This is a genomic window from Cognatitamlana onchidii (genome assembly GCF_004804355.1).
GTDB lineage: Bacteria > Bacteroidota > Bacteroidia > Flavobacteriales > Flavobacteriaceae > Cognatitamlana > Cognatitamlana onchidii.
In genome coordinates this window covers 178,058-192,088 of the sequence record NZ_SRWZ01000001.1, presented here as the reverse complement: position 1 = coordinate 192,088, position 14,031 = coordinate 178,058, and the positions used below count along the sequence as shown (strand labels likewise).

At 33.8% G+C, this 14,031-nt stretch carries 14 protein-coding genes; 3 read left to right on the top strand and 11 right to left on the bottom strand.

Annotation, left to right across the window (positions count from 1 at the left end):
- Nucleotides 1-3: 3 nt before the first annotated feature.
- Together murB and E5D58_RS00910 are read right to left on the bottom strand one after the other, a co-directional pair.
- Entirely contained in the window at nucleotides 4-1,017 is a 1,014-nt protein-coding gene (gene murB, locus E5D58_RS00915) for a UDP-N-acetylmuramate dehydrogenase (RefSeq protein ID WP_136479952.1), read from the bottom strand.
- Nucleotides 1,017-2,207, bottom strand: a complete 1,191-nt coding sequence (locus E5D58_RS00910) for a pyridoxal phosphate-dependent aminotransferase (RefSeq protein ID WP_136479951.1) — start codon at nucleotides 2,205-2,207, stop codon at nucleotides 1,017-1,019. Before E5D58_RS00910 ends, murB begins: the two co-directional genes overlap by 1 nt.
- A gap of 121 nt (nucleotides 2,208-2,328) precedes the next feature.
- On the opposite strand from E5D58_RS00910, the gene E5D58_RS00905 reads away from it, so the two are divergent.
- A complete protein-coding gene (locus tag E5D58_RS00905) occupies nucleotides 2,329-3,666 on the top strand; it encodes a pepsin/retropepsin-like aspartic protease family protein (RefSeq protein WP_136479950.1) in 1,338 nt (445 codons plus the stop codon).
- Nucleotides 3,667-3,730: 64 nt separating this feature from the next.
- On the opposite strand, the gene E5D58_RS00900 is transcribed toward E5D58_RS00905, so the two are convergent.
- Nucleotides 3,731-4,147 carry a DUF1573 domain-containing protein gene (locus tag E5D58_RS00900; protein WP_136479949.1) on the bottom strand — a complete coding sequence of 139 codons (417 nt, stop codon included), beginning with the start codon at nucleotides 4,145-4,147 and terminating at the stop codon, nucleotides 3,731-3,733.
- A gap of 301 nt (nucleotides 4,148-4,448) precedes the next feature.
- Between E5D58_RS00900 and E5D58_RS00895 the strand changes: the two genes are divergently transcribed.
- Complete coding sequence (locus E5D58_RS00895; protein ID WP_136479948.1) at nucleotides 4,449-7,079, top strand: valine--tRNA ligase; 2,631 nt, start codon at nucleotides 4,449-4,451, stop codon at nucleotides 7,077-7,079.
- A 179-nt stretch (nucleotides 7,080-7,258) separates the two neighbouring features.
- Here E5D58_RS00895 and E5D58_RS00890 read toward each other — a convergent pair whose 3' ends face one another.
- From E5D58_RS00890 to rsfS, 6 genes are all read right to left on the bottom strand, one after another.
- The gene (locus E5D58_RS00890) at nucleotides 7,259-7,525 is read right to left on the bottom strand and encodes an acyl-CoA-binding protein (RefSeq protein WP_136479947.1); all 267 of its coding nucleotides are present in this window, start codon (nucleotides 7,523-7,525) and stop codon (nucleotides 7,259-7,261) included.
- Nucleotides 7,525-8,178, bottom strand: coding sequence for a phosphatidylserine decarboxylase family protein (locus E5D58_RS00885; protein WP_136479946.1), 654 nt, complete (start codon nucleotides 8,176-8,178; stop codon nucleotides 7,525-7,527). Before E5D58_RS00885 ends, E5D58_RS00890 begins: the two co-directional genes overlap by 1 nt.
- The gene (locus E5D58_RS00880; protein WP_136479945.1) at nucleotides 8,168-8,989 is read right to left on the bottom strand and encodes a phosphatidate cytidylyltransferase; all 822 of its coding nucleotides are present in this window, start codon (nucleotides 8,987-8,989) and stop codon (nucleotides 8,168-8,170) included. Before E5D58_RS00880 ends, E5D58_RS00885 begins: the two co-directional genes overlap by 11 nt.
- Before the next feature lies 1 nt (nucleotide 8,990).
- Complete coding sequence (locus E5D58_RS00875; RefSeq protein ID WP_136479944.1) at nucleotides 8,991-9,599, bottom strand: LUD domain-containing protein; 609 nt, start codon at nucleotides 9,597-9,599, stop codon at nucleotides 8,991-8,993.
- Nucleotides 9,600-9,720: 121 nt separating this feature from the next.
- The gene (ftsH, locus tag E5D58_RS00870) at nucleotides 9,721-11,685 is read right to left on the bottom strand and encodes an ATP-dependent zinc metalloprotease FtsH (RefSeq protein WP_136479943.1); all 1,965 of its coding nucleotides are present in this window, start codon (nucleotides 11,683-11,685) and stop codon (nucleotides 9,721-9,723) included.
- Nucleotides 11,686-11,694: 9 nt separating this feature from the next.
- Nucleotides 11,695-12,066 (bottom strand): ribosome silencing factor, encoded by a 372-nt coding sequence (gene rsfS / locus E5D58_RS00865; protein ID WP_136479942.1) that lies wholly within the window; start codon nucleotides 12,064-12,066, stop codon nucleotides 11,695-11,697.
- Nucleotides 12,067-12,159: 93 nt separating this feature from the next.
- Between rsfS and E5D58_RS00860 the strand changes: the two genes are divergently transcribed.
- A complete protein-coding gene (locus E5D58_RS00860) occupies nucleotides 12,160-12,891 on the top strand; it encodes a biotin--[acetyl-CoA-carboxylase] ligase (protein ID WP_136479941.1) in 732 nt (243 codons plus the stop codon).
- Here the strand turns inward: E5D58_RS00860 and E5D58_RS00855 are convergent.
- Nucleotides 12,888-13,283: an SRPBCC family protein gene (locus tag E5D58_RS00855; protein ID WP_136479940.1), complete on the bottom strand. Its 396-nt coding sequence runs from the start codon at nucleotides 13,281-13,283 to the stop codon at nucleotides 12,888-12,890. The genes E5D58_RS00860 and E5D58_RS00855 overlap by 4 nt on opposite strands.
- A gap of 42 nt (nucleotides 13,284-13,325) precedes the next feature.
- On the bottom strand, nucleotides 13,326-13,970 hold the full coding sequence (gene pyrE / locus E5D58_RS00850; protein WP_136479939.1) for an orotate phosphoribosyltransferase: 645 nt from the start codon (nucleotides 13,968-13,970) through the stop codon (nucleotides 13,326-13,328).
- Between the last annotated feature and the right edge of the window lie 61 nt (nucleotides 13,971-14,031).

Genomic DNA, 14,031 nt, shown 5'->3' with positions numbered 1-14,031 from the left:
TTATTATAAGATGTTAACTTCGGCTTCAAGAGTAATACTAAAAATACGGCTAACGGTTTTTTGAATTAATTCCGAAAGCTTTAAGATGTCAGAACCTTTGGCTCCTCCATAATTAACGAGTACTAAGGCTTGTTTTTTATGCACACCATAATTACCAAAAGTTTTTCCTTTAAACCCTGATTTTTCAATAAGCCATCCCGCAGGAACTTTCACCTTATTATCAGAAACTGTATAACAGGGCATGTCACTAAAGTTGTTAAGTAATTCTTGGTATTGAGTTTTAGAAATAACAGGGTTTTTAAAGAAGCTACCACTGTTCCCTATTTCTTTTGGGTTAGGTAATTTACTTTCTCTTATTCTTATTACAGCTTCTGAAACATCTTTAATTGATGGTGTTTTGAGGTCCTTTTTATCCAATTCTAGAGCAATAACACCGTAATCTATGTTTAGAATATGACTGTGTTTTGTAAGTTTAAAAGTTACACTGGTAATAATATATTCTCCTTTAGCTTGTTGTTTAAATATTGAATTTCTGTATCCAAAATCGCATTTGTCTTTATCAAAAGATTCTAGTTTTTTGCGCTCTTTGTTTAAAGCTTGGCATGACTCAAAAACATCTTTTAACTCCACACCATAGGCCCCTATATTTTGAATGGGAGCGGTGCCTACATTACCTGGAATTAGGGATAAGTTTTCTACACCGCCATAGTCACGATTAATACACCAAGAAACAAAATCATGCCAATTTTCGCCAGCATTTGCCTTTACATATACAAAATCCTGGTTTTCTGAAACAATCTCAATGCCTTTAATATTATTATTAATTACTAGGCCATCAAAATTTTTCGTTAAAAGAATATTACTTCCTCCTCCTAAAATCAACTTTTGGTCATATCCTTCCAAAGAGAGAACTTCTTTAAGCTCTGTTATATTTTTAATGGAAATAAAATATTTGGCAACAACGTCTATGCCAAAGGTGTTGTAATGTTTAAGAGAAATATTTTGTTCTATATGCACTAGTCCTTGTAAATTTTTAGAGCTTCTTTAAGGATATTTACAGCTTTAATCAAGCTTTCTTTATTAAGTACGTAAGCAATTCTTATTTGGTTTAAACCAACGTTTGGTGTTGAGTAAAATCCGCCAGCGGGAGCAACCATTATAGTTTCTCCATCAACATCAAAATGCTCCAAAAGCCATTGCGCAAAGTGGTCAGAGTTTTTTACGGGTAGTTCTACCATACAGTAAAATGCACCTTTGGGTAATGCAACTTTAATACCCTTTATTTTTTTTAGTTCTGAAACTAAAGTATTTCTTCTTTCAGCATATTCGGAAATCACGTTATCAAAATAGCTTTGCGGTGTATCCAAGGCAGCTTCACTGGCTATTTGAGCATAGGTGGGAGGACTTAATCTTGCTTGTGCAAATTTTAATACCGTTTCCATGACTATTTTGTTTTTTGAAACAAGACAACCAACTCGTGCACCGCACATACTGTATCGTTTTGAAACAGAATCAATAATAACAGCGTGTTTCTCAATGCCCGGAACTTCCATTATTGAGTAATGTGATGCTCCATCATAAATAAATTCTCTGTAAACTTCATCAGCTACCAAAAATAAGTCATGCTTTACAGCTAGGTCTGCAAGTTGCTTTATATCTTCTTTAGAATAAAGCGCGCCTGTAGGGTTTCCAGGGTTACAAATTAAAATAGCTTTTGTTTTTGACGTAATAAGTTTTTCAAAGGAAGCAACAGACGGTAGTGCAAAATTATCATCAATATTACATATTGCAGGAACAACGTTAACGCCTGTAGCGGTAGAAAAAGCTATATAATTAGCGTAAAATGGCTCAGAGATAATGACTTCATCTTCAGGGTCCATGATACTGCTAAATAAAAACAATAAAGCTTCGCTGGCCCCTGTAGTAACAATAATATCTTTTGGGGAAACCTTTATATTATGCTTACTGTAGTACTTAGCCAATTTTTCTCTGTAAGATTCCGATCCTTCAGATCTTGAATAAGCAAGTATATCAATATCATTCTCCTTAACAGCCTTTAAGGCAATATCCGGGGTTTTAATATCGGGTTGCCCAATGTTTAAATAGTATATGCTTTTACCATGTTGCAAGGCTTGTTCAGCGTAAGGAACTAGCTTTCTTATTGGTGAAGCAGGCATATTATAACCCTTTTTTGATATTGTTGGCATTACTAAAAATTTGGTTGCAAAGTTGAGAAAATATTCTTAAAGTTTTTTTAAATATTGACCGAAATACGCTTTACATAGCTAAAGATTTGTAATTTAAAGTTGTCATTAACCTTTTTAAACTATGAAAAGAAGAATGTTCTTAGGTTTTCTGCTTTTGTTTATGGGTTTTTTTGGCTTTTCTCAAAATCAGTTTGTTATTCAAAACAAACAAAAGTCTGATAAAATAAAGTTTAAACTAATCAATAACTTGATTGTTCTTCCTGTAGAAGTTAATGGTGTTACTTTATCCTTTCTATTAGACACAGGTGTTAGTAAGCCTATTATATTTAATTATTTAAACGTATCAGACACTCTTAAGATAAAAGACACAGAAACTATTCGCTTAAGAGGGTTGGGAGGAGAAGAAACTATTGAAGCATTAAAATCTAAAAACAATGTTTTTAAAATTGGGGATGCCATAAAGCTAAATCAAGACTTATATGCTGTATATAATGCTAATCTCAATTTGGCTCCAAAATTAGGGATACCAGTGCATGGTATCATAGGGCATGATTTGTTTGAGCATTTAGTGGTGCAAATTAATTATTCTATGCAAACCATAGTTTTAACAGAACCTGAATACTTTGAACATAAACCTTGTAAACCTTGCGAGTATTTTGGTTTGGTTTTTCATAATAAAAAACCTTATATAAAGGCAGAAGTAACAATTGATGAAAAAGCTATTCCTGTAAAATTATTAATTGATTCTGGAAGTAGTGACGCTTTATGGCTGTTTGAGAATGATTCTGAAGGTATAAGTTCTGGCAAGCTGTTTTTTAAGGATTTTTTGGGGCATGGGTTAACTGGTAGTGTTTATGGCAAGCGTTCCAAAGTAACGTTATTTTCTCTAAAAAAATTCAAGCTCAAGAATGTTAATGTGTCTTTTCCAGATTCTGAATCTGTATACTTTGCCAAGAAAATAGAAAATAGAAATGGCAGTTTGTCTGGAAATATATTGAAACGATTTAATGTTGTCTTTGATTACAATAAAAAACTTTTAGTTTTAAAAAAGAACAAATATTTTAATGATCCCTTTACTTATAATAAAAGTGGGATAGAATTGGCTCATTCTGGAGCCAGACTTGTTAAGGTATTTAATGATAAACCTTTAAAAGGGAGTGGTTACCCTAGTAGTAATAAAACTTATGGTAATATAAGCATTCGTAAAAATGAAAGCTATCGATTAGTGCTTATGCCTGCCTATGCTATTGTTGAGATTAGACCAGGATCTCCGGCAGCAAAGTCGGGTTTACAAAAGGGCGATATTGTGTTAAGTATTAACTCAAAAAACACGAAAGGACTTTCATTACAAGAAGTGATACAAAGTTTCTATGAAGAAAATGGTAAAAAGATTAGGTTGAAAGTAGATAGAAACGGACAAATAAAAACTTTTAGCTTCGTTTTGAAAACACTGTTTTAAGTTTCTTAAAAAAATATGGCCTTAAACTGTGTTTAAGGCCATATTTTCGAAAAAATTCAACAAACTATTTTTCCATAACACTAGTATCTTTTTTTTCCATAACATTTACTTTGCTTGGATCGACCACTAAGCCTTTAATTTTTAAAGCAACAGTAGGGGTCTCGGCATTCGAAATTACGGTAATTGTTTTTCTAATTGGGTTTACTCTGTTTGTGTCATATTTTACTTCAATCTGTCCTGTCTTTCCCGGTAAAATAGGGTCTTCTGGTTTTTTAGGAATGGTACACCCACAACTGGAAGACACTTTTGAAATAATAAGAGGTTCATCTCCAGTGTTAGTAAATTCAAAAACTCTAACACCATTAGCGCCTTTATCTATAGTGCCATAATCAATAGTGGTTTCTTTAAACTCAATTTTTGCTTGAGCATTTATAGAAAAGCTAATTAATCCTGCGAATAATACTGTAATTAATTGTTTCATGATTTTATTTATTATTTATCAAAATTTATAATGGCTTGATATCTAGGTTAATTCATACAATTCCAGTCCAAAACCTAATCAAACATAGGCGGTTTTTCCACAATATGCAAAAAAAATAGATGAAATACATGTTTCTTAACCTTAGTTTTACATATCAAATGTATTCATTGTTTGGACATTTTTTGGTTTAAATACTGTTAAATTGTCCCTAATATCTGTGCTTATCAATACATCTTTTAGTTTCACAGAAAAAGAAATATAAGTACTTTTGCACTTCATTATTCAAAAACTATTCCGAAGTATGCAAATTCCATCAAAATATGATGCAAGTCAGGTAGAAAGTAAGTGGTATGATTACTGGATGAAACACAATTATTTTCATTCAGAACCAGATGACAGAGAGCCTTACACCATTGTTATTCCACCACCTAATGTTACTGGGGTGTTGCATATGGGGCATATGTTGAATAATACCATACAAGATGTCTTAATTCGTCGTGCACGTTTGTTAGGTAAAAATGCATGTTGGGTTCCTGGAACAGATCATGCCTCTATTGCTACAGAGGCTAAAGTAGTGGCTAAATTAAAGGAGCAGGGGATAGATAAAAATGATTTGTCTCGAGATGAATTTTTGAAACACGCTTGGGACTGGACAGAAGAATATGGAGGTGTTATTTTAGAACAACTTAAAAAACTAGGGTGTTCTTGTGATTGGGACCGTACCAAATTCACCATGGATGATGATATGAGTGAAGGCGTAATTAAGGTTTTTGTGGATTTGTATGAAAAAGGATTGATTTATCGTGGTTACCGTATGGTAAACTGGGATCCTGAGGCGAAAACCACATTATCTGATGAAGAAGTAATCCATGAAGAGCGTCAAGGAAGTTTATATTATTTAAAATACAAAATCGAAGATAGTGATGAAACGTTGACTATTGCAACAACAAGACCTGAAACTATTTTTGGAGATACTGCCATTTGTATTAACCCTAATGATGAACGTTTTACACATTTAAAAGGCAAAAAAGCTATTGTACCTATTTGCAATCGTGTTATTCCAATTATTGAAGATGAGTATGTTGATGTTGAATTTGGTACCGGATGTTTAAAAGTAACACCGGCTCATGATGAAAATGATAAGAATCTTGGCGACAAACATAATTTAGAAGTTGTTGATATTTTTAATGAAGATGCCTCGTTAAACAGCTTTGGATTACACTATGAAGGCAAAGATCGATTTGTTGTTAGAAAGGAAATTGCCAAGGAATTAGAAGCAAATGGTGTTTTAATAAAGACAGAAACCCATATAAATAAAGTAGGAACTTCAGAAAGAACTAAGGCTGTTATAGAACCACGTTTGAGCGATCAGTGGTTTTTAAAAATGGAAGACCTTGTAAAACCAGCTATTAAAGCGGTTTTACAAGATGATGATATTAAATTGTTTCCTAAAAAGTTTGAGAATACCTACAGGCACTGGATGGAGAATATTCGAGATTGGAATATTTCTCGTCAATTAATGTGGGGACAGCAAATACCTGCATATTACTATGGTGATGGTAAAGAAGACTTTGTAGTAGCAGAATCTTTAGAAGAGGCTGTAAAATTGGCTAAACAAGCCACAAATAATTCACAATTATCAGCAAGCGATTTAACTCAGGATAAAGACGCTCTAGATACATGGTTTTCATCATGGTTATGGCCAATGAGTGTTTTTGATGGTATAAGAAACCCTGAGAACGAAGAGATAAAATACTACTACCCAACAAACGATTTGGTTACTGGACCAGATATTCTTTTCTTTTGGGTAGCACGTATGATTATTGCAGGATATGAGTATAAAGATGAAAAGCCATTTAGTAATGTGTATTTAACTGGCTTGGTGCGTGATAAGCAACGTCGAAAAATGAGTAAATCCTTAGGGAATTCACCTGATGCATTAAAGCTTATAGAACAATATGGTGCAGACGGTGTTCGTGTGGGGCTCTTATTAAGTTCGGCAGCAGGAAACGATTTGTTGTTTGATGAAGCACTGTGCCAGCAAGGAAAGGGTTTAGGCAACAAGGTATGGAGTGCTTTTTACTTAACCACCTTATGGGATGTTAAAGATATAGAGCAACCAGAGCATAGTAAAGTGGCTTTGGAGTGGTATAGGTCAAAATTTCAAAAGGTATTAGGTGAAATTGAAGATCATTTTAGTAAGTACCGATTAAGTGATGCTTTAATGGGGCTTTATAAGTTAATTTACGATGATTTTTGTGGTTGGTTATTAGAGATTGTTAAGCCAGAATACCAAAAACCAATAGACGCTAAAACATATAACGCCATTGTTGAGATTTTTGAAGATAACCTAAAGGTGTTGCATCCTTTTATGCCATTCTTAACTGAGGAAATTTGGCAGTGTATGTCTGAAAGAACACCAGAAGATGCTTTAATTATAGCTAAATGGCCAGAAACTAGCAGGGTAAACAGTACTTTGATCGAAGAGTTTGAAGTAGCTTCTGAAGTCATTTCAGGAATAAGAAACATTAGAAAGCAAAAGAACATTGCCTTTAAAGAAACGATAGGGTTTTCTGTTATTAATAATGAAAAGACTAACACCACGTTTGATGGTGTTATAGCTAAGCTAGGGAACCTTGACGCTATTAATTATACCAATGATGCAGTTGAAGGTGCTTTAACCTTTAGAGTAAAATCTAACGAGTATTTTATTCCAATGGTTGGTAGTATTGATGTGGAGGCTGAAGTAAAAAAGCTCACGGAAGAGTTGAGCTATACGGAAGGGTTTTTAAAGTCTGTGCAAAAGAAACTTTCTAACGAACGTTTTGTTAATAATGCACCAGAACAGGTTGTAGCCAGTGAAAAGAAAAAAGAAGCAGATGCATTGGCCAAAATTGAAACCTTGAAATCTAGCTTGGCTAGTTTAGGGTAGTTTTTTACGTTCAGAGTTGCCTGTATATGGTGAATGTAGTTTAGGCAGTGAGCCTGGAGTTATGCTTGCTCAGTAATTATTTTTGACATCTACCATAAACGTTAGATCTATGAAATGTGTTGAGACCTATATTTTTTAAGCTAAGAAAGAAAGATTAGATAAAAACTTGACGCTAGACTTTATTCTCTGTACAAAAAGTAGTTGTTAACCAAGTCAATATAAAGTTGTTTGGCTTCAGTTTGAGAAAGCTCTTTAGCTTGAAAAAGCGCATTGGTTTTAAAGGCGTTAATTAGTGCCTCTCTGCTTCTGGGTCTTCCATAGTCATTGGTAGCCTTTTTATAATAAGCATATAATTTTAAAAGCGTGTCTGCAGGAAAAGGTTCCTTATGGTCATTTACACGTTTTACCGCTTCTTTAAATGCTATATCTAAATCGTCTTCACTCATTATTTTTTCTCTGCAATAATAGATTCTCCTCCTCTAACTTTTTGATTGAGTTCAACTTTAATATTGGTGTCTATAGGTAGGAATAAATCTACTCTAGAACCAAATTTTATAAAACCAGAATCTTCGCCTTGAGAAGCTTTATCATTCAATTTTGCATAATTAACAATTCTTTTTGCTAAAGCACCTGCAATTTGTCTATATAAAACCTTACCGAAAAACTCGTTTTCTACCACAACAGTTGTTCGTTCGTTTTCTTCACTGGCTTTAGGATGCCATGCAACTAGATATTTGCCTGGATGATACTTACTATAAATAACGTTTCCTCCAATAGGATAACGTGTTACATGAACATTTATTGGCGACATAAATACGCTAACCTGTAATCGTTTTTCTTTGAAATACTCCGTCTCGAAAACTTCTTCAATAACTACAACTTTTCCATCAACGGGAGAGACTACATGATTGTCATTCTTAACCGTGTTCCTTTTAGGGTTTCTAAAAAATTGCAGGATTAAGACTAAGAAAACTAACAGCGCAACCATTATTAGGGTTCTTAACCAATATACGCTAATAAAACTGTCGGCCAACAAAAAACCACCAACTACAAAAATAAGGGTGAGAACGATAATTTTATGGCCTTCTTTATGAAACATAATGTAATATTCTTAAAAATAAATAAATAAAAGGGGCAGCAAATATAATGCTATCTAGTCTGTCTAATAATCCACCATGACCTGGCATTATAACTCCACTATCTTTAACATGTGCTTGTCGCTTAAATTTAGATTCAATCAAGTCTCCCAGAGTCCCAAAAACACTAATAATAATACTAAGCAATAACCAACTTGTAAAGTTTAATGTTGCAGTAAAGGTAGCGATAAAATAACTTGCAACACATGAAAAGAATAAACCTCCCAGGAAGCCTTCAACTGTTTTTTTTGGTGAAATGGCCTCAAAAAGTTTTTGCTTTCCAAAATTCTTACCAACCAGATACGCAAAGGAATCGTTAACCCATATTAAAATAAAGGCTCCTAATAATATTAAAGGATTATAAGATTGGTAGTAGTTTGCGATAAGAATTAAGAAAACAAAGGCGCTTGATAAATAGAAGGTCGTTAGTAAAAATCGCTTTGTACTAAATAAAGGAATGGTTTTTCCAGAAAATAAATCTTTAATAAGAAATAAGTTTACGAAAATGGATAAAACGGTTAAAATTTGAGTGGCCTCATGAATCCCCGTGTTGGTATTCAAAACAGCTTGCCAATAACCAAACACAGCAAATAAAATAATAAAGATGATGTATGGAATGTAGCTTTTTAATTGGATAAGTTTATTGAACTCACCAATACAGATAAGTCCAAAAACGAAAAAAAGTGCGATTAAAAGGTGTTCGAAAAATAAGCATGTAACTAATAATGAAACATATAATAACCCAGAAAGTGATCTAACAAGAGTTTCTTTCATTCTACAAATCTTCCAGAAGCAGGAGGTATAGGTTTTTAGCACTGCTTCCATAACTTAAAAAATCTTTTTCGTCTCCAGATTTAAAATGCTTAATAGTGGTAATGTTTGTGGGTATTTTTTGTCTGTTCTTATTTTTAATACCTCTTAAGCCTTCACCAATATTTTCTAGAATCTGGCTTGTAGTTGCAAAAACAATAAAATTAAAAGGTAATTCTGGTAATTTCTTTTCAAAAATTTGCTTGGAAGATATTAATAAGGAACCATCATTAGCTATTAAGTTTTCGCAAGTAGTTAAGAAGAATGTTGCCTCGCTAAGTTTTGTGGTCGATGTTAGGTCGCAGTCTTTAAATTTATCTTCTAAATTGGAATCTAGTAAAAGAACCTGCTTATCTTGCCATTCATTTTCAACAATAATATGTCCTAAATTACTAAAAACCTCATCTAAATTTTCACAATACAAGAACTTACCCCCATTAGCTTTGAAGTTTATAGTAAACCTTTCGTCAATGGGCAGTTTTATTTCTGGCATATATTTGCCTCTATTATCAGATTTTAGTTCCTCTTCAGGTTTGTTAGATTTGGAACCAAAAATTTTTCTAAATAGACTCATCTAGTTATATGCTATTAACCTTGTTTCATAAGAGGTTTATCAAATATAAAAAATCTTAAATTAACCCTACGATTAATTTAAGATTTTTACCATAAACCCCAGAAAGCATGTAGGTTTCCACTTATTCTTCCTTTTCTGTTTTTATTTCTTCGTTTGGATTAACCACTTCTTCCTTTTCAAAAGCGCGCTTACCAAATATTTTTTCAAGGTTATCTTTAAAAATAACTTCTTTTTCCAAAAGCACTTCGGCCAATTCTGTAAGTTTATCTTTGTTAGCTTCAAGTAATTTAATGGCTCTTTGATACTGTTCTTCTATAATATTGGAAATCTCTTTATCAATAAGTTCCGCTGTTTGTTCACTGTAAGGCTTTGTAAAACCGTACTCGCTCTGTCCAGAATCATAATAGGTTAAGTTTCCAATTTTATCGCTTAACCCATAAATAGTCACCATCGCTCTAGCTTGCTTAGTTACTTTCTCCAAATCACTTAAAGCTCCAGTCGATATTTTATCAAAAATTACTTTTTCAGCGGCTCGACCTCCAAGAGCAGCACACATTTCATCAAGCATCTGTTCTGGCCTAACAATTAAGCGCTCTTCAGGCAAATACCAAGCAGCACCAAGAGAACGACCTCTAGGGACTATAGTTACTTTAACCAAGGGAGCAGCGTGTTCTAGCATCCAACTTACGGTGGCGTGACCGGCTTCATGGTAAGCAACGGCTTTTTTCTCGCTGGGCGTAATGATTTTGTTTTTCTTCTCTAAACCTCCAATTATTCTATCTACCGCGTCTAGGAAATCTTGCTTGTCTACGGCTTTTTTCCCATTTCTAGCAGCAATTAAGGCTGCTTCGTTACACACGTTTGCAATATCTGCACCAGAAAAGCCTGGAGTTTGTTTTGAAAGGAAGTCTAAGTCTAAATTTTCAGATTTCTTTAAAGGTCTTAAGTGCACTTCAAAAATTTCCTTTCGTTCACGAACGTCAGGCAAATCGACAAAAATTTGTCTGTCAAAACGACCTGCACGCATTAACGCTTTGTCAAGAATATCTGCTCTGTTAGTTGCAGCAATAACAATAACATTAGTGTTCGTACCAAAACCGTCCATTTCTGTTAGTAGTTGGTTGAGCGTATTTTCACGTTCATCATTACTCCCAGACATAGCATTCTTTCCTCTCGCACGGCCAATGGCATCTATTTCATCAATAAAAATAATAGAGGGCGATTTTTCTTTAGCTTGTTTAAATAAGTCTCTAACCCTAGAGGCGCCTACACCAACAAACATTTCAACGAAATCGGAGCCCGATAAAGAAAAGAAAGGCACCTTAGCCTCGCCAGCTACCGCCTTTGCTAATAGGGTTTTACCTGTTCCTGGAGGGCCTACAAGCAACGCTCCTTTCGGAATCTTACCTCCAAGAGTTGTATATTTTTCTGGGTATTTAAGAAAATCTACAATTTCTTGAACCTCTTCCTTAGCACCTTCTAATCCAGCAACATCTTTAAAGCTTGTTTTAACTTCGGTATTTTGATCAAATAGTTTAGCTTTTGACTTTCCGATGTTGAAAATTTGACCACCAGCACCACCAGCACCACCACCAGACATACGTCTCATGATGAAAATCCATACACCAATTAAAAGAATAAAAGGAAGAATACCCATTAATAAATTTCCCCAATCATTGGTTTCTGTATCAAAGGTTACTATTGGTTTATCGGCCAAATCTTTTGTCGATTCGTTTAATTTATTCTCGAAGTTCTGCAAGTCTCCAAATTCAAACCTGTAGTTAGGTAACTTTGTTGTTGATGGAATAAAGGTTTGAGGTTTTGAATTTTTGTGTACTTCTTTAGATTCGGCATCTGTTGTAAGATAAACTTTTGCAACGCGGGTATTTTTAACAATATCAACGCGTTCTACATCACCAGCTTCTAAATATTTGAAGAAGTCTGAAGGGGTTGTTAAATTACCGTCTTGGTAGCTGCCTCCACTAAAAAGTTGGAATCCTAAAAATACGGCAATTAAAATGCCATAAACCCAATAGGGACTAAACTTAGGTTTTTTATCTTTTATGTTTTTATTGTCTTTTGTCATTTCAGTGTTTTAGTAACTGGTTTCTATTACGGTTGTTTTTGCATCACCCCACAAACTTTCTATATCATAAAACTCTCTAATGTGTTTTTGAAATACATGAACAACTACATTTACATAATCAATTAATACCCACTCAGCATTATCTACACCTTCTGTATGCCATGGGTTGTCTTTAAGTTCTTTGCTAACTTTTTTCTGAATGGAATTAACAATAGCATTTACCTGCGTGTTTGAAGTACCTTCGCAAATAATAAAGTAATCACAAACCGTGTTTTCAATTTCCCTTAAATCTAAAATATTTATCTCTTTTCCTTTAACATCCTCAATACCGCTTAGAATTACCGATATTAATTGGTCTGCGCTTATTTTTTCTTTCGCCATTAATTAAATTTAATTTGTGCAAAGTTATTATTTTTTTAGTTCTTTATACTTCAAAATAATCATAAGATTTTATGGTAATATAATAACTTTCAAATGCGTATAATCAAACTTAGTGCCACCAAATCAACAAATAGTTATTTGAGGGAATTATGTACTCAAGAAAATCTAGACGATTATACGGTTGTAATTGCTGGCGAACAAACTGAAGGACGTGGTCAAATGGGCACCCAGTGGCAGGCTCAGTCTAATAAAAACCTGACTTTTAGCGTGTTCAAGAGTTATGGTAAGATGGAGATTGAGGGGCAGTTTTATATTAGTATGGTCGTAGCGTTGTCAATATTAAAGACCTTACAAATGTTATCCATTTCCGGATTAAAAGTTAAATGGCCTAACGACATTTTGTCAGCAGAGAAGAAAATATGCGGTGTTTTAATTGAGAATGTCATAAAACAGCGACATATTTCGGCATCTGTTGTAGGGATAGGTTTAAATGTTAACCAAACCCAATTTGAAAACTTGCCTAAAGCTTCATCACTTAAAAGTATTACTGGAATACATTATAATTTAGATGAATTAGCAATTTTAATAATCAAAAGATTAAAAGTGTATTTTGACAAGCTTGCTTCTGGTCAGTTTCAAGAAATAAAACGGGCTTATGAGTCTCATTTGTTTAGAAAGAATAAACCTTCTACGTTTAAAAGTAGTGCAGGGAATACATTTGTCGGTTTTATTACAGGGGTTTCAGATTCGGGGAAGCTTGAAATTCTTGAAGAAAATCAGGTCACTAAATTATACGATCTTAAGGAAGTAAGCCTTCTTTATTAAATAGCTTGTGGAATATTAGAGGCTAATGTCTCGATAAATTTCGTTATTGGGCTTTTTATCATCATGGCCATCATAGGATTAAAATCTCCAGAAAAATTTAATTGAACTTCACTTTTTTCATCGGCCGTTTTCGTAATTACACCTTCTAAAGAAAAATCAATTTTTCCACCAGCTGCACCTAAAACTATCTTATTAGGAGGGATAACTTCCTTTTTTTTCAAGACAATTTCTGGCATGCCCTTAAGCGCAAATACAAACGTATCGTCTGATAATACTTCAAATTTGCTAATATTTTCAGGCATTAGAGATTCAAAGTTTTTAACGTTGGCTAAAAAATTGCAGATATCCTCAGGAGATTTGTCAATACTAATTTTTGGAGATTGTAAATTCATGATTATTGTTTGATTACAGTGATAGTTATAACGGGCGTAAACTTATTTGGCATCCCATTCGCTGGGATTTGTATTCCATTCAGATAGGGTTTCTAAATCTTTTTTAGAAATGTAATTAGTTTCTAAAGCTTGCTCTAGTAAATTTTCGTAATTACTTAAGGTGTTTAAACGGATATCTGCATTTTTGAAATTATCAGTAGCAATATCAAAGCCATAAGTAAAAATAGCAATCATACCTTTAACATTAACATTAGCTTCTTTCAAGGCTTTAACTGCGTTAAGACTACTCTTTCCTGTGCTAATTAAGTCTTCAACAACCACAACATTTTGACCACTCTCAACGAATCCTTCTATTTGATTTTTACGGCCATGACCTTTAGCGTCTGGTCTAACGTAAATAAAAGGCAAGCCTAAATATTCTGCCACCAGCATACCTATACCAATAGCACCAGTAGCAACTCCAGCGATAACATCTGGTTTGCCGTATTGTCTTTCTATGTGTTTTCCCATAGTCTCACGAATGTAATTCCTTATGGGAGGGAAAGAAAGTATAATACGGTTATCACAATATATTGGAGATTTCCATCCAGAAGCCCAGGTAAAAGGGGCTTGAGGACTCAGTTTTATAGCATTTATTTGTAATAAAACCTCAGCTGTTTTTTTGGCAGTATCTTTATTAAAAATCATAGAAGCAAAATTAAACATAAAATTGATTCTACAGAATTCAAGATGTGGTTAAAAAATATTT

Bases quoted from the DNA above. Each gene is read 5' to 3' on its own strand.
- pyrE (WP_136479939.1), bottom strand. From the start codon at position 13,970: ATGATTTTTAATAAAGATACTGCCAAAAAAACAGCTGAGGTTTTATTA.
- ftsH (WP_136479943.1), bottom strand. From the start codon at position 11,685: ATGACAAAAGACAATAAAAACATAAAAGATAAAAAACCTAAGTTTAGT.
- E5D58_RS00895 (WP_136479948.1), top strand. From the start codon at position 4,449: ATGCAAATTCCATCAAAATATGATGCAAGTCAGGTAGAAAGTAAGTGG.
- rsfS (WP_136479942.1), bottom strand. From the start codon at position 12,066: ATGGCGAAAGAAAAAATAAGCGCAGACCAATTAATATCGGTAATTCTA.
- E5D58_RS00890 (WP_136479947.1), bottom strand. From the start codon at position 7,525: ATGAGTGAAGACGATTTAGATATAGCATTTAAAGAAGCGGTAAAACGT.
- E5D58_RS00855 (WP_136479940.1), bottom strand. From the start codon at position 13,283: ATGAATTTACAATCTCCAAAAATTAGTATTGACAAATCTCCTGAGGAT.
- E5D58_RS00910 (WP_136479951.1), bottom strand. From the start codon at position 2,207: ATGCCAACAATATCAAAAAAGGGTTATAATATGCCTGCTTCACCAATA.
- E5D58_RS00875 (WP_136479944.1), bottom strand. From the start codon at position 9,599: ATGAGTCTATTTAGAAAAATTTTTGGTTCCAAATCTAACAAACCTGAA.
- E5D58_RS00905 (WP_136479950.1), top strand. From the start codon at position 2,329: ATGAAAAGAAGAATGTTCTTAGGTTTTCTGCTTTTGTTTATGGGTTTT.
- E5D58_RS00860 (WP_136479941.1), top strand. From the start codon at position 12,160: ATGCGTATAATCAAACTTAGTGCCACCAAATCAACAAATAGTTATTTG.
- E5D58_RS00885 (WP_136479946.1), bottom strand. From the start codon at position 8,178: ATGTTTCATAAAGAAGGCCATAAAATTATCGTTCTCACCCTTATTTTT.
- E5D58_RS00880 (WP_136479945.1), bottom strand. From the start codon at position 8,989: ATGAAAGAAACTCTTGTTAGATCACTTTCTGGGTTATTATATGTTTCA.
- E5D58_RS00900 (WP_136479949.1), bottom strand. From the start codon at position 4,147: ATGAAACAATTAATTACAGTATTATTCGCAGGATTAATTAGCTTTTCT.